19 protein-coding genes are annotated in these 20,106 nt (G+C 70.9%); 11 read left to right on the forward strand and 8 right to left on the reverse strand.

Annotated features, from left to right (window positions below):
- The first annotated feature begins 18 nt into the window (after window positions 1-18).
- Window positions 19-1,761, forward strand: coding sequence for an RICIN domain-containing protein (locus PUT80_RS37740; RefSeq protein WP_275294979.1), 1,743 nt, complete (start codon window positions 19-21; stop codon window positions 1,759-1,761).
- Window positions 1,762-1,830: 69 nt separating this feature from the next.
- Here the strand turns inward: PUT80_RS37740 and PUT80_RS37745 are convergent, their stop codons facing one another.
- From PUT80_RS37745 to pdxS, 7 genes are all read right to left on the reverse strand, one after another.
- Window positions 1,831-2,784 carry an NEW3 domain-containing protein gene (locus PUT80_RS37745; RefSeq protein ID WP_275294980.1) on the reverse strand — a complete coding sequence of 318 codons (954 nt, stop codon included), beginning with the start codon at window positions 2,782-2,784 and terminating at the stop codon, window positions 1,831-1,833.
- A complete protein-coding gene (locus PUT80_RS37750; RefSeq protein ID WP_275294981.1) occupies window positions 2,781-4,967 on the reverse strand; it encodes a TIM-barrel domain-containing protein in 2,187 nt (728 codons plus the stop codon). Before PUT80_RS37750 ends, PUT80_RS37745 begins: the two co-directional genes overlap by 4 nt.
- Window positions 4,968-5,179: 212 nt before the next feature.
- The gene (locus PUT80_RS37755; protein WP_037811274.1) at window positions 5,180-6,016 is read right to left on the reverse strand and encodes a class II fructose-bisphosphate aldolase; all 837 of its coding nucleotides are present in this window, start codon (window positions 6,014-6,016) and stop codon (window positions 5,180-5,182) included.
- A complete protein-coding gene (locus PUT80_RS37760; RefSeq protein ID WP_275294982.1) occupies window positions 6,013-6,900 on the reverse strand; it encodes a PfkB family carbohydrate kinase in 888 nt (295 codons plus the stop codon). The genes PUT80_RS37755 and PUT80_RS37760 overlap by 4 nt, the downstream gene beginning before the upstream one ends.
- On the reverse strand, window positions 6,897-7,718 hold the full coding sequence (locus PUT80_RS37765) for an ROK family protein (protein ID WP_275294983.1): 822 nt from the start codon (window positions 7,716-7,718) through the stop codon (window positions 6,897-6,899). Before PUT80_RS37765 ends, PUT80_RS37760 begins: the two co-directional genes overlap by 4 nt.
- Window positions 7,718-8,551: a sugar isomerase gene (locus tag PUT80_RS37770; protein WP_275294986.1), complete on the reverse strand. Its 834-nt coding sequence runs from the start codon at window positions 8,549-8,551 to the stop codon at window positions 7,718-7,720. Before PUT80_RS37770 ends, PUT80_RS37765 begins: the two co-directional genes overlap by 1 nt.
- A gap of 366 nt (window positions 8,552-8,917) precedes the next feature.
- Entirely contained in the window at window positions 8,918-9,829 is a 912-nt protein-coding gene (pdxS, locus tag PUT80_RS37775; protein ID WP_037811282.1) for a pyridoxal 5'-phosphate synthase lyase subunit PdxS, read from the reverse strand.
- 413 nt (window positions 9,830-10,242) lie between these two features.
- Here pdxS and pdxT point away from each other — a divergent pair, with 413 nt between their 5' ends.
- The 3 genes from pdxT to PUT80_RS37790 all read left to right on the forward strand — a co-directional run bounded on the left by pdxT (window position 10,243) and on the right by PUT80_RS37790 (window position 12,534).
- Window positions 10,243-10,878 carry a pyridoxal 5'-phosphate synthase glutaminase subunit PdxT gene (gene pdxT / locus PUT80_RS37780; RefSeq protein ID WP_037811283.1) on the forward strand — a complete coding sequence of 212 codons (636 nt, stop codon included), beginning with the start codon at window positions 10,243-10,245 and terminating at the stop codon, window positions 10,876-10,878.
- Window positions 10,879-10,937: 59 nt separating this feature from the next.
- Complete coding sequence (locus PUT80_RS37785) at window positions 10,938-11,693, forward strand: YebC/PmpR family DNA-binding transcriptional regulator (RefSeq protein WP_037811285.1); 756 nt, start codon at window positions 10,938-10,940, stop codon at window positions 11,691-11,693.
- A 319-nt stretch (window positions 11,694-12,012) separates the two neighbouring features.
- Window positions 12,013-12,534 (forward strand): DUF4262 domain-containing protein, encoded by a 522-nt coding sequence (locus PUT80_RS37790; protein ID WP_037811286.1) that lies wholly within the window; start codon window positions 12,013-12,015, stop codon window positions 12,532-12,534.
- Between the two features lie 13 nt (window positions 12,535-12,547).
- Here PUT80_RS37790 and PUT80_RS37795 read toward each other — a convergent pair whose 3' ends face one another.
- Window positions 12,548-12,991: a cupin domain-containing protein gene (locus PUT80_RS37795; protein WP_134661809.1), complete on the reverse strand. Its 444-nt coding sequence runs from the start codon at window positions 12,989-12,991 to the stop codon at window positions 12,548-12,550.
- A 133-nt stretch (window positions 12,992-13,124) separates the two neighbouring features.
- Here PUT80_RS37795 and ruvC point away from each other — a divergent pair, with 133 nt between their 5' ends.
- The 7 genes from ruvC (at window position 13,125) to PUT80_RS37830 (ending at window position 19,669) form a co-directional block, all read left to right on the forward strand.
- Complete coding sequence (gene ruvC, locus PUT80_RS37800) at window positions 13,125-13,727, forward strand: crossover junction endodeoxyribonuclease RuvC (RefSeq protein WP_275294984.1); 603 nt, start codon at window positions 13,125-13,127, stop codon at window positions 13,725-13,727.
- Entirely contained in the window at window positions 13,724-14,320 is a 597-nt protein-coding gene (gene ruvA / locus PUT80_RS37805; protein WP_037811291.1) for a Holliday junction branch migration protein RuvA, read from the forward strand. The genes ruvC and ruvA overlap by 4 nt, the downstream gene beginning before the upstream one ends.
- Window positions 14,321-14,326: 6 nt before the next feature.
- Window positions 14,327-15,415 (forward strand): Holliday junction branch migration DNA helicase RuvB, encoded by a 1,089-nt coding sequence (gene ruvB / locus PUT80_RS37810; RefSeq protein ID WP_051728840.1) that lies wholly within the window; start codon window positions 14,327-14,329, stop codon window positions 15,413-15,415.
- A gap of 118 nt (window positions 15,416-15,533) precedes the next feature.
- Complete coding sequence (yajC, locus tag PUT80_RS37815; RefSeq protein ID WP_275294985.1) at window positions 15,534-15,968, forward strand: preprotein translocase subunit YajC; 435 nt, start codon at window positions 15,534-15,536, stop codon at window positions 15,966-15,968.
- Between the two features lie 218 nt (window positions 15,969-16,186).
- Window positions 16,187-17,908, forward strand: coding sequence for a protein translocase subunit SecD (gene secD, locus PUT80_RS37820; RefSeq protein ID WP_037811294.1), 1,722 nt, complete (start codon window positions 16,187-16,189; stop codon window positions 17,906-17,908).
- 1 nt (window position 17,909) lies between these two features.
- On the forward strand, window positions 17,910-19,145 hold the full coding sequence (secF, locus tag PUT80_RS37825) for a protein translocase subunit SecF (RefSeq protein WP_037811296.1): 1,236 nt from the start codon (window positions 17,910-17,912) through the stop codon (window positions 19,143-19,145).
- Between the two features lie 5 nt (window positions 19,146-19,150).
- A complete protein-coding gene (locus PUT80_RS37830) occupies window positions 19,151-19,669 on the forward strand; it encodes an adenine phosphoribosyltransferase (RefSeq protein ID WP_238605755.1) in 519 nt (172 codons plus the stop codon).
- The last annotated feature ends 437 nt before the right edge of the window (window positions 19,670-20,106 follow it).

The following is a 20,106-nucleotide window of genomic DNA, read 5'->3' on the forward strand; positions in this document are numbered from 1 at the left end:
CCTGCGAGGAACCGAGCCATGCCACGCTTCCGCACATCGTTGACCGCCGGTGCGGTCCTGGCCCTCACCGCCGGGACCTGCACCGTGCCCTTGGCCGCGCACGCCGACCCCGGCTACTCCGTGTCGGTCGGGGCCGTCGCCGAATACCCGTACCCGACGGACACGCCGGCCGCCCCGTTCCTGGACCGGGACGGGACCTTCTATTTCCAGCAGTCCGCCGCCCTCTACGGCAAGGACGGCCCGCGGGTCTGGGACTTCTACACCGGCAAGGACTTCGACTCGGCCAAGCGCGACGCGAGCCTGAGCGACGCGGTGAACCCGGCCGAGCCGCGCGACCGCAACAACGACACCACCTGGCGGTGCAACACGAGCCCGACCGGACGCGAGGCGACCGACCCGCCCGCCGGGTCGAGCTACACCCAGAAGAACTTCTGCGATCTCGTCGGCGCCTGGGTCGATCCGGATACCGGTGACTGGTACGGCTTGGTGCACAACGAGTTCACCCCGGAACCCTTCGGCGCCTATTCGTTCTCCCACTACGACGCGATCGACTGGGCGGTGTCGGCCGACCGGGGCCGCACCTGGCGGATCGGCGGGCACGCGATCACGTCGCCGTACTCGACGAAACGCGGCGACACGGCGGCGTTCCCGAACCAGACGTTCGACTACGGCGACGGCGATCCGCGGTTGTTCGCCGATCCGAAGTCCGGCTACTTCTACGTCTATTACGGTTCCCGCGTCGTGACGAAGGCCGGTCAGGGCGGCGGCGGGTTCAGCGGCCTCGCGCACGTGGCCCGCGCGCCGATGTCCGGGAAGATGGGCACCGGAACGTGGCAGAAGTGGTACGACGGCCGATGGGCGCAGCCCGGCGTCGGCGGCAAGGAAAGCAACCTCGTGCCCACGGACGTCGACCCGCTCGGATACACGCCGCCGGAGAAGGATTACAACCCGGCGAACACCGGCACCGCCGCCCAGCAGGTAGCCGCCGGAACGCTGCCGCGGAAATCCGACCTGTTCGTCATGAACATCGCTTACGACGCGCACCTCGGGCTGTACATCGGCGAGCCGGAGGCGGTCGATTCGGTCGGGCCGCAGCGGTTCTACGCGACCGAGGACCTGGCGAACCCGAAATGGCGGCTGATCGGCGACACCGGTTCGTACCGGGACCAGTCGTGGTACCGCTGGTTCGTCGACTCGGGGAGCAAGACCACCGGGACGATCGTGGGCAAGACCTTCCGGTCGTACTGCTCGATCTCGTGCACGGACGGCCGCGACGGCGTCTACGCGGACGTGACCATCACGTCCGCCGCACCGGCCGCGTCCCTGGTCGACCCGGGCCGCGTCTATCGGATCGGCTCCGGTCGCGTGCTCGCCCAGTCGGGCCGCACCGGCACCACGTCCGTGCCCTCGTGGCTGGCCGGCGATGGAGCGAACTGGCGGTTCACCCCGGTCGGAGACGGTTCCTACCGCATCACCAACCCCGCGAGCGGTCTGGCACTGGGAGTTCCGGGCCGTGCCTGGGGGACCGCGCCGACCGTGAGCGCCGGTTCCGGCGTTGCCCAGCAATGGTTCCTGGTCCCGGCGAACGGCGGGACACGGCTGGTCAACCGCTCCAGCGGGCTGGTGCTGGCGCTTTCGGCCGAGCCGGGACGGCGGAGCGAGACCACGCCGGTGCGCGCTTGGACCGACCGCACCGGCAGCCTGGCCGGCGACGGCCGGACCGCGGGCGAGCAGATCGTGCAGCTGACGCCGCGCCGCTGACCTCATCCGCCTGTCCGTGAAGGGCTCCTTGAAGGAATCTGATTCCCGCAAGGAGCCCTTCACGGACGGTCAGGCGATCGCGACAGTGAAAACGTGCAGCGCCGAGTTCGACGGCAGGGTGACCGCGACGGCCCGTTTGCCCGGGTCGAGCGGGACGGAATTCGCGAACACCCGGTAGGCCACCGTCGGATAGGCCGGACCGGACTTCGTGTTCTTGCCCTGCACCGAGGCGACCGTGGTCGCGCCGTACTGGGCCGGGTCGGCGCAGCACCAGTTCGGGAAGCCGAGTTCGGCCTGGCTCGTGCTGCCGTCGGCGTACCGGACGACGACCTGCCCCTTCGCCGCGGACCCGGTCCCAGTGCCGGTCAGGACCAGCTTGGCGCCGCTGCCCTGCACGGCGACGGTCTGGCCGCCAGCGACGACGTTGTCCGGCTTCCCGGTCCCGGCGTTGGGCCAGGTCGCCTGAGCGCCGTCCGCGGTGAACTGCGCTCCCGGTTTCAAGCCCGCTTCGGCGAGGCCCTCCGCGCGGAAGCTGCTGCCGCTGCCGTCGAGGTCGCCGTTCGCGGCGTGTGCCGCGTCAGTGACCCCGACGTTCCCGTATGCCGCGGCCACCGTTGCGTACGGCACCGTGACCATCGCTGACCCGGTCGCTTCGTGCGTGCTCAGCCGGGCCTGGTACTTCGCGGTGGCGGTCAGCTCGTAGTCCGCCGGACGCAGACCCGCGTCCGGGGTGAGTCGCACCGGCACCTGCACCGTCTGACCCGGCCACACGAGCGCCGGAGCCTGCGATGCCTCCGCGTGGAAACCGTTGGCCTGCACGGACAATGCCACGTCACGCACCGGCAGCGGGGTGCTGTTGGTGAAGCTGGCGGTTGCCGACACGGCCTGGCCCGGAGCGGCCGTCGCGGGAGCGGAAAGCCGCACTGAGGCGTTGTCGTCGGCGGGGAAGAACCCGCCGACGGCGCTCGCCCCGAGCAGCCGGATGTCCTGAGCGGCACCGGAATCGACCGAGCCGGTCTTCACCCGCACCACGCCGCGCGCGGACGGGTCGTACCACCAGCCGGACGGGCTTGGTCCAGCTCCGCCTTGCTGGCGTACTGCCGCAGCATGCCGTGGCCGCCCAGCACCGCCGCCGGTTTCGTTCCCGTGTGGACGGACAGCTGGTAGTTCCGCGCCGCCGGTTTGCCGGGATAGGACCCGGCGCTCGCGCCGATCCCGACGGTCACCGTGCCCGGACCGGACCCCGGCGCGTCCACCGTGAACGTCTGCCGGGCCTGCTCGCCGCGCTGGTAGCCGCGCGTGACGCCGTCGTCCTCCGTGAGGGTGAAGCTGCTCTTGCCCTGCGGGTACACGTCGACGTCCAGCCGGCTCTTGTCGCGGGTCTGCCAGGACGTCGTGCCCTCCGCCCACATCGGCACGACAGCGCCGCCGCGGACGAACAACGGCAGCTTGTCCAGCGGCGCGTCGTAACCGTCCACAGTGGTCGGACCGGTGTAGGTCTTGCCGCTCCAGTAGTCCGTCCAGGTGCCCTTGGGCAGGTAGATGCCGTTGCGCACGGACGAACTGTCGTAGACCGGGGCGACCAGGAAGTCCGTGCCGGAGAGGAATTCGTACTTCGCCTTGTCGGTCCAGGCGTTCGGGTCGTCGGGATACTCCAGGGCCAGCGGCCGGACCTGGCCGACGCCGGTCTGGTGCGCCTGCACCGAGTAGCTGTAGGTGTAGGGCAGCAGCCGTTCCTTGAGCAGCAGGTACTTGCGGTTGATCGAGGTGAAGGGCTCGCCCTGGCGCCAGGACTGCTTGTCCGACTTCGCCCAGCCGTCCATGGTCATCGCGACCGGGAGGAAGGACTTCCACTGCAGGTCGCGGACGTAGGTCTGCGGGCTGCCGCCGAAGATGCCGTCGATGTCGCCGGTGTTGTAGGCGATGCCGGACAGCGTCGAACCGGCGTAAGTCGGGATCTGCCACTTGATGTAGTCGTAGGAGCCGGACTGGTCTCCGCTCCAGAGCACGCCGCATCGTTGCGCGCCCGCCCAGCTCACCGGCTGCCAGACGAACCCGCGCGCGTCGCTGTTGTCCTCGATGCCCTTGTGCGCGGTGTCGCACGCGTCGAGGGCGAACTGGTAACCGGGGCCGACCCACGCGACGTCCAGTTTGCGCACGCGGACTCCGGCCTTGACCTCCTCGGCCTGGTTGGGCACGCCGTTCTCGGTCCACAGACCGAGCTGCATCTTGTTGTCCCGCAAGCCTTCGCCGGTCTGCTGGAGGTTTTCGTAGCCGCAGCCGTAGCCGTCGTTGACCAGCATCCAGCCGTTGGGCATGCCGTGTTCGGGATAGCCCTCGGCGACCTTCACCGCGTCGAGGGTGTGCCGCTCGCCGCGGTTCGCGTTGTGCAGGTAGCAGTCGGAATCGCCGGTCTCCAGGCCGTAAATGGGCGGGAGGAAGGGTTTGCCGACCAGGTCGGTGTAGCCGGAGATGACGTCCTTGAGCCCGTCGCCGACGACGTAGGTGGCGTCGAAGCGGCGCTCGTCGTGGGTCGTGCGGACCGGATCGGCGAACGAGTAGCTGCCCGGGGAGAAGGTGTTGCGCAGCACGCCGTACCCGGCCGTCGAGGCGTAGAACGGCTGGGAGTTGGGCGCGCCGCCGTCGTTCCAGTTGTCGTCGGCGAAAATCTTGATGGTCTGGTCGCGGTGGCTGAACCGGCCGTTCTGCTCCCCGCCCCCGACGTACTGTTCGGCGGCGCCGCGGGCGAGCGTCTGCGTGGTGGTGTCCCCGGTCCAGGACAGCGGCGCGGACTCGGCCCAGAGCTGCTTGCGGTCCGCGCCGTCGTAGAGGGCGAACTTCAACGGGTGCTTGTAGGCACGGAGCGTGGCCTTGCCTGTGCCGATGGCCCAGTAGGCGCCTCGGTCGGTGCGCTTCGGCGGCACGGGCGCTTTGCCGTTCGGCAGCACGATCTTGCTGCCCGCCGGATCGGTGAAGGTCCCGTCCGGCGCGAGCCAGACCCGGACGGCGGCCGCCGAGGGGAAGCTGACCCGGACGGCCGCGGCGCCCGCGGTCAGGGTGGTCACCGGGCCGTCGGCGGAGACGCCGGTCAGGTCGCCGAGCTGCCCGGCGGGGGCGGTGGCGGCGTGGGCGGAGGCGGGGGTCGCGACGGCCAGCAGAACCAGCACTGAGGCCAGACATCGCAGCGATTGCTTAAATCTGCTCATTGCATACCTCTCTTGCGCATTAAAATGCACATGGCGCTTCTGTATAGCGCACTCAGGCAGCGAAAGTCACCGGCCGAAGCGGTGGAGCAGACTTCCGTCGGTATCGAGGTCCGGGGGTGCCCGCCGGGCCGGATCCGGTGGGCGGCAGGCAGATCCGCGCGGTGCCGCTTTCCGGCACCGCGTTCAGCCTGACCCTAACCTCCCGGTTTCCCTTACCCGGCCAGCAACCGGAGCAGCCGCGCCGTCTCCGCCGCCACCGCGGAACGGCCGAGCCGTACGTACTTGCGCGGGTCGACCGCCTCGGGCTGTTCGTCCAGGAACTGCCGGACCGCGCCGGTGAACAGCCCGTTGAGGTGCGTCGAGATGTTGATTTTCGCCATCCCGGCAGCCACCGCGCCGCGCAGTTCGTCGTCGGAAAGCCCAGAGGATCCGTGCAGCACCAAGGGAACCGGGACGGCGTCCCGCAGCCGCGTCACCAGCCCGCGGTCGACCGCGGCGGTGCGCGACAGCATCGCGTGCGACGTGCCGACCGCCACGGCCAGCGCGTCGACCCCGGTGGCGGCGACGAACTCCGCCGCCTCGTCCGGATCGGTGCGGGCACCCGGCGAGTGCACGCCGTCCTTGCCGCCGACCTCGCCCAGCTCGGCCTCCACCGCGACTCCCGCCGCGTGGCAGAGGTCCGCCACCTCGCGGGTGCTGCACACATTGTCCGCATAGGACAGTCGCGAACCGTCGTACATCACGCTGTGCACGCCCAGTTCGATGCCTTCGCGGACCAGCCCGGTGTCCTCGATGTGGTCGAGATGCACGAGCACCTCCACCGACGCCCGGCGCGCGATCTCCAGCGACGCCGCGGTGATCGGCGCCAGCCCGCCGTGATAGGTCACGCAGTTCTCGCTGATCTGCAGGATCACCGGCAACCGCGCCTGTTCGGCTCCGGAGACGATGGCCTCGGCGTGCTCCAGCAGGATCACGTTGAACGCGCCCACCGCGCCGCCCCGGTCCTGGGCCGAGGCGAGCAACCGGGCGAAGGCGGGACGGGTGATCATGCGGACGCTCCGTTCAGGAATCGGCGGTACGCGGACAAGTCGATCTCTCCGGCGACCGGACGCAACACCGCGGCCGCACCGGCTGCGGCGGCATGGCGCAGCGCCTCGTGCAACGGCAGCCCGCGCACGAGCGCCACGGCCAGTCCGGCGGTCGCCGCGTCCCCGGCACCGGTGGGATTGCCGCGCACACCGGGCACGACAGGAACCGCGACGACCCCGGCCCGGGTGTAGGCGGCGATGCCGTCCTCGCCCCGCGACACCACAACCAGCCCGGCCCCGAGCCTGGACAACTCCGCGGCACCCGAGGCTTCATCGACGGCACCGGTGGCGGACAGGAGTTCCTCGCGATTCGGCTTAACGTCGGCCCCGGCCCGCGCGGCGGCCAGCAACGCGGGCCCGGACGAATCGACCAGTGCCTGGACCCCGGCTTCCCGGGCCAGCCGAACCCAGTCGCCGACCAGCTCCGGCGCGGCGTTCCGGGGCAGGGAACCGGAAATCACGAGCAGCTCCGCGTCCCGCAGCCGGGTGGCGAGTAACGCCGCGAACCGTTCCCATTCCGCGGCGGACAGTTGAGGCCCCGGCTCAGCGTACACCGTGGGATGTCCGTCGCCGATGACCGTGACCGTCGACCGGGTCTCGGCTTCGCACGCAATCGCGTCGAACGGAACCGCCAGCGCCGAGCCGAGCCAGCGTCCCGCGTCGCCGTCGAGCGGGAGCACTGCGTGCACGGGAATGTCCAGTGCCGCAAGGACATGGGCGACATTCACGCCTTTGCCGCCAGCGCGCCGCTGCACGTCGAGCACCCGGTTCGTGCCGCCGAGGATGTGGGCGCCGACCCGGTAGGTGATGTCGACCGCGGGGTTGGGCGTGGCGACGATGATCATGGCAGTGCCAACAACGTCGCACCCACCACAGCGGCCCGATCCCCGTGGTGCGCCTGGACAATCGCAGGCGCGCGCAGCGCCCCGAGCCGATGCGCGACCTCGCGGGCGAGCGGGTCGAGCAGCAGGGCACCCGCCTCGGCGAGGCCTCCGCCGACGACCACGGTGGTGCAGCCGGCCACGGCGGTCGCCCAGGCGATCGGCTCCGCGAGCGCGCGGACGCACTCGTCCCACGCCTCGACCGCCGCCGGGTCTCCGTCGCGAACCCGTGCGGCGACAGCGGCCGCGTCCGGGGCTCCGGCTCGGCGTGCGAGTCCTGACGCCGACGCGACTTCCTCGACGCGGCGGCCGTCGGGCAGCCGGATCTGCCCGACTTCGCCTGCCCACGGGCCCGCGTCGAGCACCTCGCCGCGCACCACCAGCGCGGTCGCGAAGCCGGTGCCGACCGGGGCGAACAGCACCGGGCCTGAGTCGCCAGCCGCCGCTCCGGTGCGGGCTTCGGCGAGCGCGCCCGCGCGGACGTCCTGCCCGAACGCGAGCGGGACGTCGAGGCGAGCGGAGACGAAGTCGTGGACCGGAACGTCGTCCCAGCCGAGGTTGACCGCCTTCACGCACCGTCCGGCGCGCTCGTCCACGATCCCCGGGACCACCAGGCCCACCGCCTCGACCGGGTAGCGCGCGGCGGCCCGGGCCACCAGGTCGGCGAGCGCCGCGGGGTCGCCGAACGGGGTCGGTTCGCGCCATTCTGCGGACACGGAGCGGCCGTCGGTCACGCGCATCTTCACGGTCGTGCCGCCGACGTCGACGCCGAGGACGGCCATCAGGCGAGGATGACCGAACGGGTCAGCGACCGCGGCCGATCGGGATCGAGCCCGCGCCGCCGCGCGAGCGCCACCGCGAACCGTTGCGCCACGACCAGCCCGGCGAGCGGGTCGAGATCGTGGTGCACGAACCGGGCGCCGGTGCGGGCGATCTCGGCGGCCAGCCCGTCCGGGGTCTCGCCGAACGACCACACGAGCCTGCCGGGCTGCGCGATGGCGATCGGGCCGTGCCGGTAGTCCATCGCGGGATAGGCCTCGGCCCAGAACTGCGCCGCTTCCCGGGTCTTCAGCGCGGCCTCGCAACTGATGCCGACGGCGGACCCGCGCCCGATGAAGGTGACCTGTTCGGCGTCGAGCAGATCGTCGACCGGTTCCAGCAGCGCGCGTTCAGCCTGCCGCGCCAGCTCGTCGATGTCGTCGCCGAGGCCAGCGCGCAGCAGCGCGAGCGTGCTCGTGGCGAAGCGGGTCTGCACCACCGAACGTTCGTCGGCGAACGGCAACTCGACCACTTCCGCCGCGACCGAGGCCGCCGGCCCGTCGCCCACCGCGGTGATCAGCGTGGTGCGCTGCCCGGCCAGCGCGGACAGCAGTTCGATGATTTCGGTGGTGGTGCCGGACCGGGAGATCGCGACCACCCGGTCGTACTCGCGGCCGGCCGGGTACTCGGACCCGGCGAACGCGTCGGTGACGCCGAGACCCCGCTGCTCCCGCGCGACGGCGTAGCTCATCGCGACAAACCAGCTGGTCCCGCACCCGACGACGGCCACCCGCTCGCCAGGCTGCGGCAGCACTCCGGCGGCCGGCCCGGCACAGTCCGCGGCGGCGCGCCACATCTGCGGCTGGGAGGCCAGTTCGGCGGCCACGAAGGAACCCGGCGCGGAAAGCGCACCGGCCGCATCGGACACGGAGGACTCGGACGAGAACGACTCGGGGGAGGACGGCTCTGACATGAAGGCCCTTCGGTCCGTGAACTGAGCGCGGCCCTCAGTGTAGACGATCGTTTCTGCTTGAAGTGAGCGATTTGCATCATCTTCAATCATCACGGATGGGCTGTTGTGAGCGTCCGAGCGTCGCGGAGCGGCAACGCGGCTACGAGCGCAGCCTGGTGCGGCCATAACAGGTGCAGAACGCAAAAAGCGAGCGGTGAGGGACGGGTGTCCCTCACCGCTCGCGCAGTCAGTTCAGATGGAGCGGCTACGTCACCAGCCGCGCTCGGCGAGGCGGTGCGGCTCCGGCACGTCCTCGACGTTGATGCCGACCATGGCTTCGCCGAGCCCGCGCGAAACCTTCGCCAGCACGTCCGGGTCGTCGTGGAACGTCGTGGCCTTCACGATCGCCTCCGCGCGCTGCGCCGGGTTGCCGGACTTGAAGATGCCCGAACCCACGAACACGCCTTCCGCGCCGAGCTGCATCATCATCGCGGCGTCAGCCGGGGTGGCGATGCCGCCCGCGGTGAACAGCACGACCGGGAGCTTGCCCGCCTCGGCCACCTCGCGGACCAGCTCGTACGGCGCCTGCAGTTCCTTGGCCGCGACGAACAGCTCGTCCTCGGGCAGGGACTGCAGGCGGCGGATCTCGCCGCGGATCTTGCGCATGTGCGTGGTCGCGTTCGAGACGTCGCCGGTGCCGGCCTCGCCCTTCGAGCGGATCATCGCCGCGCCCTCGGTGATGCGGCGGAGCGCTTCGCCGAGGTTGGTCGCGCCGCACACGAAGGGCACGGTGAACGCCCACTTGTCGATGTGGTTCGCGTAGTCGGCGGGGGTGAGCACCTCGGACTCGTCGATGTAGTCGACGCCGAGCGACTGCAGCACCTGCGCCTCGACGAAGTGCCCGATCCGAGCCTTCGCCATGACCGGGATCGACACCGCTTCGATGATGCCGTCGATGAGGTCCGGGTCGCTCATCCGGGCGACGCCGCCCTGGGCGCGGATGTCCGCGGGGACGCGCTCCAGCGCCATGACGGCGACCGCGCCCGCGTCCTCGGCGATCTTGGCCTGGTCGGCGGTCACGACGTCCATGATCACGCCGCCCTTGAGCATCTCCGCCATGCCGCGCTTGACCTTCGCGGTGCCGGTGACGGTCTGGGGTTCGGCGTTCTGCTGCTGCGACACCTTGCGGGCCTTTCTCGGGGGAGCTGAATGGGTCTTCTCCTCCAGCCTAAGACCACGGTGGACCGCTGAGGCAGGCCATTGCGCGGCTATCTCGGAAGGCCACTTTCCGCGCCGAAAGATCCACTTGGGCTCGGTCACTTTTCCGCCGGGAAGCGTTGACCTGGGGCTTCCGGAACGGCCTACCATGGGAGACGAGGCCGGCCCGCAGGAGACGGGCTGCCTTGATATCAGGGGAGACCACCTTCGAGGTGGCCACTGGCGACAGATTTCAGCAGTCCACTTCACGTCGGCGCGGGACCGGCCGCCGGAGCGCTCCGCGAGTGGGCGGCGGCCCCGGTGCTGCCCGCCTGACCTGCCCGGTTGCGTTCCGGACGGCCCCCCTAAGCTGATGCGAACGTCTCACGGGAGGTCGGGTGGCGACAGCTACGGGAGCACGGCCGGCGGTCGGCGTGCTCGCCCTGCAAGGCGCCGTGCGCGAGCACGTCGCGATGCTGGAGAGCGCGGGGGCGCGCGCGGTTCCGGTGCGCCGCCCGTCCGAGCTGTCCCAAGTGGACGGCCTGGTGCTGCCGGGCGGGGAGTCCACCACGATGTCGCGGCTGCTCGAGACCTTCGAGCTGCTCGAACCGCTGCGCGAGCGGATCGCCGGCGGCCTGCCCGCGTTCGGCTCGTGCGCCGGGATGATCCTGCTGGCCCGCCAGGTGCTCGACGGGCGCCCGGACCAGCAGCAGCTCGGCGGGCTCGACGTCGTCGTGCGCCGCAACGCGTTCGGCAGGCAGGTCGACTCCTTCGAGGCCGACCTCCCGTTCGCCGGGCTGCCCGGCGGGCCGCTGCACGCGGTGTTCATCCGGGCCCCGTGGGTCGAGAAGGCGGGAGCCGGGGTCGAGGTGCTGGCCACCGTGCCGGACCCGGAGGACCCGCCGGACGGGCCGAGGGCGGATAGGATCGTCGCCGTCCGGCAGGGGGCGGTGGTGGCCACGGCGTTCCACCCGGAGATCACCCGGGACGAGCGCGTGCACCGGCTGTTCGTCGAGCTCGTGCGGAAAGCCTGAGCAAGGATTGCGGCGGCCGCGCCGGGAGGCACGCGGCCGCGGGAACAGATGGAGGAAAGATGAGCGGCCACTCCAAGTGGGCCACGACGAAGCACAAGAAGGCGAACCTCGACGCCAAGCGGGGCAAGCTCTTCGCGCGGCTGATCAAGAACATCGAGGTCGCCGCCCGCACCGGGACCGGGGGAGGGGACCCGGACGGCAACCCCACGCTGTACGACGCCATCCAGAAGGCGAAGAAGAACTCCGTCCCGCAGGACAACATCGAGCGCGCGCGCAAGCGCGGCGCCGGCGAGGAGGCGGGCGGCGCCGACTGGCAGAACATCACGTACGAGGGCTACGGCCCGAACGGCGTGGCGGTGCTGATCGAGTGCCTCACCGACAACAAGAACCGCGCCGCGATGGAGGTCCGCACCGCGCTCACGCGCAACAACGGCTCGCTCGCCGACCCGGGTTCGGTCGCCTACATGTTCAACCGCAAGGGCGTCGTGATCATGCCCAAGGCGGACGCGACCGAGGACGACGTCCTCATGGCGGTCCTCGACGCGGGCGCCGAGGAGGTCAACGACCTCGACGAGAGCTTCGAGATCGTCTCCGAGGGCACCGACCTCGTCCCGGTCCGCAAGGCGCTGCAGGAAGCCGGGTTCGAGTACGAATCGGCCGAGCTGACCTTCCTGCCGTCGGTGAGCGTGCCGCTCGACGTCGACGGCGCGAAGAAGGTCTTCAAGCTGATCGACGCGCTCGAGGACTGCGACGACGTGCAGAACGTCTATGCCAACTTCGACGTGTCCGACGAGGTCATGGCCGAGGTGGACTGATGTCGGCGGTGGGACGGGCAACGTCTACGCGCTGTGCCGGATTCCGCGTCTCCGTCGAGGTTATGGCCGAGGTGGACTGATCTCGGCGGTGGGACGGGCAACGTCTACGCGCTGTGCCGGATTCCGCGTCTCCGACGAGGTCATGGCCGAGGTGGACTGATCCAATCGCACGCGACACGGCCGCGCTCCCGGCACTCCGGGGGCGCGGCCGTTTTCGTGCAAGGTTTCCCTTGCCGCGCAACGGAAACCGCGAAAATCCTTGGCGCAGGCGGAAAATGACCGGCGCGGGGACTGGGCTCGGGCGCGCGGGTGGGGCAGAATGTCCGCCGTGACGACCTCCGCCCTCACCGAGCAAGAGCAGAGCCTCATCGCCTGGATCGAGACCCAGGCAAGGGAACGGGGCAACGCGGTCATCGCCGTGCCCGCCGACGACCAAGGGGCCGGCTACTGCTTCACCGCGTGCGCGTGGGCGTTGCACAACGTGCCCGAAGCGGTCGTGATCGGGCTGCCCGACCACATGGCCCCGGTGCTGCTCGACGCGTACGTCGACCGCTCCGCCAACGGCGAGATCTTCGAGGTCGGCAAACGCTACGACGATTTCTTCGAGGGCGCGCCGGTGATCTTCGAGCGCGTCGCGAAAGGCCACTACCCGGAGTACTTCGGGTCCGCGTTCCTCGTCTACCCGGACGGCGACTTCCCGGCGCTGCAGATGATCGTCGCGACGCCGGACGGGCACTTCCCGTGGCACGCCGACGCGCCCGAGGGCTTCGCCGAATGGCAGCCGGTGCTCACCGAAAGCGGCGACCCGGAGAGCTGGACCCCCGGCGTCGACGGCCCCTGACCGCGGCTCCCGGCTAGCCCAGCGCGGCCAGGTCGTCGGCGGCGTCCGGAAAGCGCTCGGCCAGCGTCGCCGGATCGGCGAACTCCACGCAGTCGTCGGTGTAAGGCGGCACCACCACGGTGCCCAGCAGGCTCCACGCGCCCAGCGACACCGTGGCCTGCCATGTCCCCGCGGGCACCACCACCTGCGGGCGCTCCCCGGCGGCCACGTCGCTGCCCAGTACCGGGCGCGTCACCTCGCCGTCCGGATGCAGCAGGAGCATCCGCGCTGGCGAACCGGCGTGGTGCACGAACACCTCGACCCGGTCGAGCCGGTGCGGCGCGGAGATCTCGGGCGCGGTGAGCAGGTAATAGATCGCCGAACCTTCGGGGGCGCGCCAGCTCTCCGCGAACCGGCCGCCCTCCACCGGCAACGGTTCCAGCCCCAGGTGCTTGACGTAGTCCTCCGGTCCCGGCATGGCCCCATCGTGCTCGCGGAGCGGATCCGGCGTCCACCTCGGCCGCCGTTTTCGCGTGTCCGTCCGCCGGGCCGCGCTCGGCGACCGTTAGCCTGCATCTCGAACTAATGTTCGCGCGGGCGAAGGAGAAACGGTGCGGGTGCTCGGGGTCGACCCCGGTCTGACCAGGTGCGGCCTCGGCGTGGTCGACGGCGGCAAGGGCCGGTCGGTGCGCCCGGTCGCGGTCGGGGTCGTGCGCACGCCCGCCGACCAGGATCTCGCGCAGCGGCTGCTCAGCGTCGCCGACGAGGTGGAGCGCTGGCTCGACAAGTACCGGCCCGAAGCGGTCGCCGTCGAGCGGGTGTTCGCGCAGCACAACGTCCGCACCGCGATGGGCACCGCGCAGGCGGGCGGGGTCGTGGCGCTGTCGGCGGCGCGGCGCGGGCTGCCGGTCGTCTTCCACACGCCCAGCGAGGTCAAGGCCGCCGTCACCGGGTCCGGCCGCGCGGACAAAGCGCAGGTCACCACCATGGTGATGCGGCTGCTCGGGCTCGAGGTCAAACCGCATCCGGCGGACGCGGCCGACGCGCTCGCGCTCGCCATCTGCCACCTCTGGCGCGAGCCGATGCGGGTGCGGCTCGCCGAGGCCGAGGCCCGCGCGGCCGAACTGGTCCGCGCGCACAAGGCCCGGCTCGCGGCCGCGGCGAAGGCGGCCGGAACCACCACGAAGCAGAACGAAACAGGAGCACGACGATGATCTCCTCGGTACGCGGCGAAGTGCTGTCCGTCGGGCTCGACCACGTGGTGGTCGAGGTCGGCGGCGTCGGCCTCGCCGTGCAGGCCACCCCGGCGACGCTGGCCACGCTGCGCCGCGGCGAGCAGACGCGGCTGCACACCGCGCTGGTCGTGCGCGAGGACTCGCTGACCCTCTTCGGGTTCGCCGAGGAGGACGCGCGCGAGCTGTTCGGCCTGCTCCAGACGGTGTCCGGGATCGGGCCGCGGCTCGCGCTGGCGACGCTGGCCGTGCTGGAGCCGGACAAGCTGCGCGCGGCGCTCGTCGAAGGCAACATCACCGTGCTCACCCAGGTCCCCGGCATCGGCCGCAAGGGGGCCGAACGGCTCAGCCTCGAACTGCGGGACAAGGTCACCGCGCTCGGCGGCGCCGCCGACGCCCCGGTCGTCACCGCGCCCGGCGCGCTGCGCGGCGAGGTGGTCGAGGCATTGGCCGGGCTCGGGTTCCCGGCCAAGCAGGCCGAGCAGGCGGTGGACAAGGTGCTGTCCGAGGGCGACGGGCACACCACGTCGTCGGTGCTGCGCGCGGCGCTGGCCGCGCTGGGCCGCAAGCGGTAGCCGCCGATGAACCACGAAGTCACCGAGTTCGACACCGGCGGGTACGAGGCGGACGACGAAACCCTGTCCGCGCTCGCCCAGACCGGCGAACGCGACCTGGAAACCTCGCTCCGGCCGCGCAAACTGGACGAGTTCGTCGGCCAGGAACGCGTCCGCGAGCAGCTGGAGCTGGTGCTGGAGAGCGCCCGGCGGCGCGACGTCCCGCCCGACCACGTGCTGCTGTCCGGCCCGCCCGGCCTCGGCAAGACGAGCATGGCGATGATCGTCGCCGCCGAACTGGGCGCGGCCATCCGGATCACCTCCGGGCCCGCCCTGGAACGCGCGGGCGACCTGGCCGCGATGCTGTCGAACCTCGCGCCCGGCGACGTCCTGTTCATCGACGAGATCCACCGCATCGCCCGGCCCGCCGAGGAGATGCTGTACCTCGCGATGGAGGACTTCCGGGTCGACGTCGTCGTCGGCAAGGGGCCGGGGGCGACCAGCATCCCGCTGGAGATCGCGCCGTTCACGCTGGTCGGGGCCACCACCCGGTCCGGATCGCTGACCGGGCCGCTGCGCGACCGGTTCGGCTTCACCGGCCAGATGGAGTTCTACTCCGCGGCCGAGCTGGAACTGGTCGTCCGCCGCGCCGCGACCATCCTCGGCATCGAGATCGACCGCGACGGCTGCGCCGAGATCGCCGGCCGCTCGCGCGGCACCCCGCGCATCGCCAACCGGCTGCTGCGCCGGGTCCGCGACTACGCCGAGGTGCGCGCCGACGGCAAGGTGACCCTCGAGGTCGCGCAGGCCGCGCTGAAGGTCTACGACGTCGACGAGTTGGGCCTGGACCGGCTGGACCGGGCCGTGCTCGGCGCGCTGACCCGCTCGTTCGGCGGGGGACCGGTGGGCATTTCGACGCTCGCGGTCGCCGTCGGCGAGGAGGCCACCACCGTCGAGGAGGTGTGCGAGCCTTACCTGGTCCGGGCCGGTATGCTCGCCCGCACTCCGCGCGGCCGGGTCGCGACCGCGGCCGCGTGGCACCACCTCGGGCTCGTGCCGCCGCCGGAAGCGGGACGTCCCGAGGCGGGCGGTCCGACGCTGTTCGACCAGGCCTGACAAGGGCGGACAGCGGCCCGGGTGGTGGCGTTTCCGCCGGTACCTGGCACACTCGAACACAGCACATCCGTCGAAACCGGACGCGGGCAGCCGAGAAAGGCGTCCGTCGAGGAGAGTCATGAACCAGTTACTGCTGCCGTTGCTGCTGCTGCTCGTGGTGGCCGTGCCGCTCGTCATGGGCACCCGCAAGCAGAAGAAGCAGCAGGCGGCTCAGCAGGAGATGCAGAACAGCATCGCCCCGGGCGACCGCGTGATGACCACGTCGGGCCTGTACGGCACGGTCGCCGACACGAGCAGCGAGACCACGATCGACATCGAGATCGCGCCGGGCGTCGTCACCACCTGGCTGCGTCTCGCGGTGCGCGAGAAGGTCGAGCCGGTCGTCGAGACCGAGGAGAACGAGGACTCGGCCGAGACCGAGACCGCGGGCATCGAGTCGGCCGCGCCTGCCGCGCCGGCTTCGGAGGCCCCGGCCCAGGAGTCGATCTCCGCCGAGGAGAAGCAGACCTCCGGTGCGCAGGTGGCGCCCCCGCTCGAGCACGGGAAGAAGTAGCCCCCGGGCTTCACCGGGCAGTGATCCGCCCACAGCCTACGAAAGTCGGTACGGGCGAACGCCGGGCTCACGCAGCACCGAGTACTGTCTCGGTGCTGCGTGCGTGTCCGCCGTCATAGTTCACGCCCAGCCGCGTCCGGGGGACCCCCTTCCGGCTCGCGCACCCGAACCACTTGGGGTCCATCCAGTCCGTGCCAGTTCGAGGAGACCGAAGCACAGTGGCACCATCGGCCGGGCATCTCCGCCCGGGACGCTATCTCGCCTTCTTCGCCCTGATCGTGGTCGTGCTGTACGCCTTGGTGTTCTTCACCGGCAGCGGCAAAGCGACGCCGAAACTCGGCATCGACCTCCAGGGCGGCACCCGGGTCACGCTCACCGCGCGCACGCCCGACGGCGGCCAGCCCACCCGCGACTCGCTGAACCAGGCGCGCCAGATCATCGAGACCCGCGTCAACGGGATCGGCGTCGGCGGCACCGAGGTGGTGCTCGACGGCAACAACATCGTGATCACCGTGCCGGGCGAGCAGGGCGACGAGGCGAAGAACCTGGGCCGGACCGCCAAGCTCGGGATCCGCGAGGTGATCACCTCGGTCCCGAACACCCCGGCCGCGCCGCCCTCGGCTCCCGCCTCCGGCGCCCCGAGCGCCCCGGCGACCGCGCCGAGCAAGCCCGCCGGCGGCGGGGGAGCGGAAGGCGCCCCGGCGCAGCAGCCGCCGAGCACGACGCCGTCGGCCCCGGCCTCGGGAGCAGGCGGCCAGGACGCGGGCAAGAACCCGATCGAGCAGGCCCGCGCCGTGCGCCAGGCTCCCGCCCTGATGCCGAAGGACCCGAAGAACCAGCAGGAGGCCGCCGCCGCGCAGGCCGCGCAGCAGAAGGCGCTCGCCGCGCTCACCTGCGCGCCGAACGCCGCGGACCCGCTGGAGGGCAACGACCTGCCGAACCAGCCGCTGGTCACCTGCGGCGACAAGGACGCCACCAAGTACGTGCTCGGCCCGGAGATCATCCCCGGCACCGAGATCGCCAACGCCAACTCCGGCTACGACCAGCAGCGCGGCCAGTGGATCGTCGACCTGAGCTTCAAGAGCGCGGGCGGCAAGACCTGGGGCGACTTCACGTCGGCCAACATCGGCAAGCAGGCGGCGTTCGTGCTCGACACGGACGTGGTGTCCGCGCCGACCGTGCAGAACGCCATCCTCGGCGGCAACACGCAGATCACCGGCAAGTTCACCCAGACCGACGCGAAGAACCTGGCGGACATCCTCAAGTACGGTTCGCTGCCGCTGTCGTTCGACTCGTCCGACGCCACCACGGTGTCCGCGACGCTGGGCTACGCCTCGCTGCAGGCGGGCCTGATCGCCGGCGCCATCGGCCTCGCGGTCGTGTTCGTCTACTGCCTGTTCTACTACCGGCTGCTCGGCATCCTCACGATCTGGTCGCTGGTGCTGTCCGGCCTGCTCGTCTACGCGGTGCTGGTGCTGCTCGGCCGGTGGATCGGGTACACGCTCGACCTCGCGGGCGTCGCCGGCCTGATCATCGCGATCGGCATCACCGCGGACTCGTTCGTCATCTACTTCGAACGCCTGAAAGACGAGATCCGGGAGGGCCGGACGTTCCGGTCCGCGGTGCCGCGCGGCTGGGCGAGGGCGCGGCGCACGATCCTGGCCTCGGACGCGGTCAGCTTCCTCGCCGCCGCGATCCTGTACATCATCGCGGTCGGCGACGTGCAGGGCTTCGCGTTCACCCTCGGCATGTCGACGGTGCTCGACCTGGTGGTCGTCTACCTGGTCACGCATCCGCTCGTGGCGATGGTGTCGACCTCGAAGTCGAAGTTCCTGTCCAACCCCCGGAATCTCGGCCTCGGCGCCGTCCAGAAGCTCGGCGCGCAGCGCAAGTCCACGCGCCCCGCTCCCGGCCGCCGCGCGAACGTGAAGGAGGCCTGACGTGAGCGACGAAACCGCGGGCGTCACCTCGGACAGCCCCGACGGCCCGACCGGCCAGGGCAGCACGGCGGCCAAGCCCGCCAAGAAGGAAAGCTTCTTCCACCGGCTCTACGTCGGCACCGGCGCGGTCGACATCGTCGGCTCGCGCAAGCGCTGGTACATGTTCTTCGCGCTGCTGCTCCTGGTGTGCATCGGCTCGATGATCTTCCGCGGCTTCAACGTCGGCATCGAGTTCGAGGGCGGCACGCAGATCCAGCTGCCCGCGCACGGTTCGCACGGCCAGATCACCCAGGACCAGGTGATCAAGTCGTTCAACACCGCGCTGGGCGAGGCGCCGGCGGAGACCCAGACGGTCGGCACCGGCAACGCGTCGACCATCCAGACCCGCTCCGAGACGCTGACCGCGGACCAGGTCGCGAAGGTCAAGAAGCAGATCTTCGAGGACCTCGGCCCGATCGGCAGCAACGGCAAGTCGAGCGAGCAGGCGATCAGCGACAGCGCGGTGAGCGCGTCGTGGGGCGACGAGATCTCGCGCCAGGCCCTGATCGCGCTCGCCGTGTTCCTGGTCGCGGTCGTGATCTTCCTGGCGATCTACTTCGACACCAGGATGGCGTTCGCGGCGCTCATCTCGCTGCTGCACGACATCGTGGTCACCGCCGGCGTGTACTCGCTGGTGGGCTTCGAGGTCACGCCCGCGACGGTGATCGGCCTGCTGACGATCCTCGGGTTCTCGCTGTACGACACCGTGGTGGTGTTCGACAAGGTCCGGGAGAACACCCGCGGCCTGCTCGGCCTGTCGCGGCGCACGTACGCGGAGGCGGCGAACCTGGCGCTGAACCAGACCCTGATGCGGTCGTTCAACACCGCGTTCATCGCCCTGCTGCCGATCCTGGGCCTGCTGATCGTCGGCTACATCCTGCTCGGCTCGGGCACGCTGCAGGACCTGGCGCTGGTGCAGCTCACCGGTACCTTGGTGGGCGTCCTGTCGTCGGTCGCGCTGGCGACGCCGCTGCTGGTCGACTTCAAGATGCGCGACCCGCAGTACCGCCAGCAGGCCGAGCGCGTAGCCGCCCGCCGGGCGAAGGCAGCCAAGCGCGAAGCCGCCGACGACGACTTCGACTCGGCCGACGAGGACCAGCTGGCCGCCGAACTCCGCAAGGAGAAGGCCATGGCCGCCGCGGCCGGCGTCCCGGCGCGGCACCCGAAGCAGCGTCCGTCGGGGAAGAAGAAGCGCTGACCCCGATGAAGCTCGACGAGGCACTGGACCTGATCGCCGAAGTCCCGGACTTCCCGGAACCAGGCGTCCTGTTCCGCGATCTCAGCCCGTTGTTCGCCGACGGCCCCGGCTTCGCCGCCGTCGCCGACGCACTGGCGAACACCCTCGACCCGGCCACCGACCTGGTGGCCGGAGTCGAGGCCCGCGGCTTTCTCTTGGCTGCGGCGGTCGGCTACTCCCGCGGCATGGGCGTGGTGCTGGTGCGGAAACCAGGCAAACTCCCGTCGGTAGCAGGCCGAGTGGACTACTCCCTGGAGTACGGCACCGCCAGCGTCGAACTCCCCGCCAACGTCGTGAAACCAGGACAACGCATCGCAGTCATGGACGACGTCCTTGCCACCGGCGGCACCGTGGCAGCGACCGCGAAACTCCTGGAAGACGCAGGCGCAACGCTCACCGGCATTTCAGTAGTACTGGAACTGGCAGCACTCAACGGCCGCGCCGCCCTGGACGGCCGCACAGTGCACACCCTCCGCACCGTCTAGCCCTCGCAGACTTGTCCGTGAGGGCCACCCTCATTGACCCTGTTTCCCTGAGGGTTCCCCTCACGCGCCTCCGCCCGGCCGTGAGGGACCCCTTCACGGACTTGGATTCCCTCAAGGACCCCTTCACGGCCCGCCCCGCCTCACTGCCGGGGATGCCGCCCCAATGCGGCATTGGGTGCATGGGACGCACCGAACGCCGCATTGGGTGCATCCGACGCACCCAATGCCACATTGGGGCGCTAGCCCCACCCCCACCCAACCCGCACCAGTGCACCCAACGAGCGAGGCACCCAGCCCCTCCCGCGCACCCCGATACGAAGCCCATCTGCGGTTCGGGGGTGCTTGTCAAGGCATCTTTCCCGCCTTGACAAGCACCCCCGAACCGTCAGCACAATCAAGCTTCGGGGTGCCCCACGCAACCAAAGGCCGATGTCGCC

This window comes from Amycolatopsis sp. La24 (genome assembly GCF_029087445.1).
Taxonomy (GTDB): domain Bacteria; phylum Actinomycetota; class Actinomycetes; order Mycobacteriales; family Pseudonocardiaceae; genus Amycolatopsis; species Amycolatopsis nivea.

Excerpts from the sequence above, each read along its gene's own strand:
- PUT80_RS37770 (WP_275294986.1), bottom strand. The coding sequence starts at position 8,551 with ATGTGGCGCGCCGCCGCGGACTGTGCCGGGCCGGCCGCCGGAGTGCTG.
- PUT80_RS37830 (WP_238605755.1), top strand. The coding sequence starts at position 19,151 with ATGAAGCTCGACGAGGCACTGGACCTGATCGCCGAAGTCCCGGACTTC.
- yajC (WP_275294985.1), top strand. The coding sequence starts at position 15,534 with ATGAACCAGTTACTGCTGCCGTTGCTGCTGCTGCTCGTGGTGGCCGTG.
- PUT80_RS37755 (WP_037811274.1), bottom strand. The coding sequence starts at position 6,016 with ATGATCACCCGTCCCGCCTTCGCCCGGTTGCTCGCCTCGGCCCAGGAC.
- ruvB (WP_051728840.1), top strand. The coding sequence starts at position 14,327 with ATGAACCACGAAGTCACCGAGTTCGACACCGGCGGGTACGAGGCGGAC.
- ruvA (WP_037811291.1), top strand. The coding sequence starts at position 13,724 with ATGATCTCCTCGGTACGCGGCGAAGTGCTGTCCGTCGGGCTCGACCAC.
- PUT80_RS37785 (WP_037811285.1), top strand. The coding sequence starts at position 10,938 with ATGAGCGGCCACTCCAAGTGGGCCACGACGAAGCACAAGAAGGCGAAC.
- PUT80_RS37765 (WP_275294983.1), bottom strand. The coding sequence starts at position 7,718 with ATGGCCGTCCTCGGCGTCGACGTCGGCGGCACGACCGTGAAGATGCGC.
- PUT80_RS37790 (WP_037811286.1), top strand. The coding sequence starts at position 12,013 with ATGTCCGCCGTGACGACCTCCGCCCTCACCGAGCAAGAGCAGAGCCTC.
- PUT80_RS37750 (WP_275294981.1), bottom strand. The coding sequence starts at position 4,967 with ATGAGCAGATTTAAGCAATCGCTGCGATGTCTGGCCTCAGTGCTGGTT.
- PUT80_RS37740 (WP_275294979.1), top strand. The coding sequence starts at position 19 with ATGCCACGCTTCCGCACATCGTTGACCGCCGGTGCGGTCCTGGCCCTC.
- PUT80_RS37795 (WP_134661809.1), bottom strand. The coding sequence starts at position 12,991 with ATGCCGGGACCGGAGGACTACGTCAAGCACCTGGGGCTGGAACCGTTG.
- PUT80_RS37760 (WP_275294982.1), bottom strand. The coding sequence starts at position 6,900 with ATGATCATCGTCGCCACGCCCAACCCCGCGGTCGACATCACCTACCGG.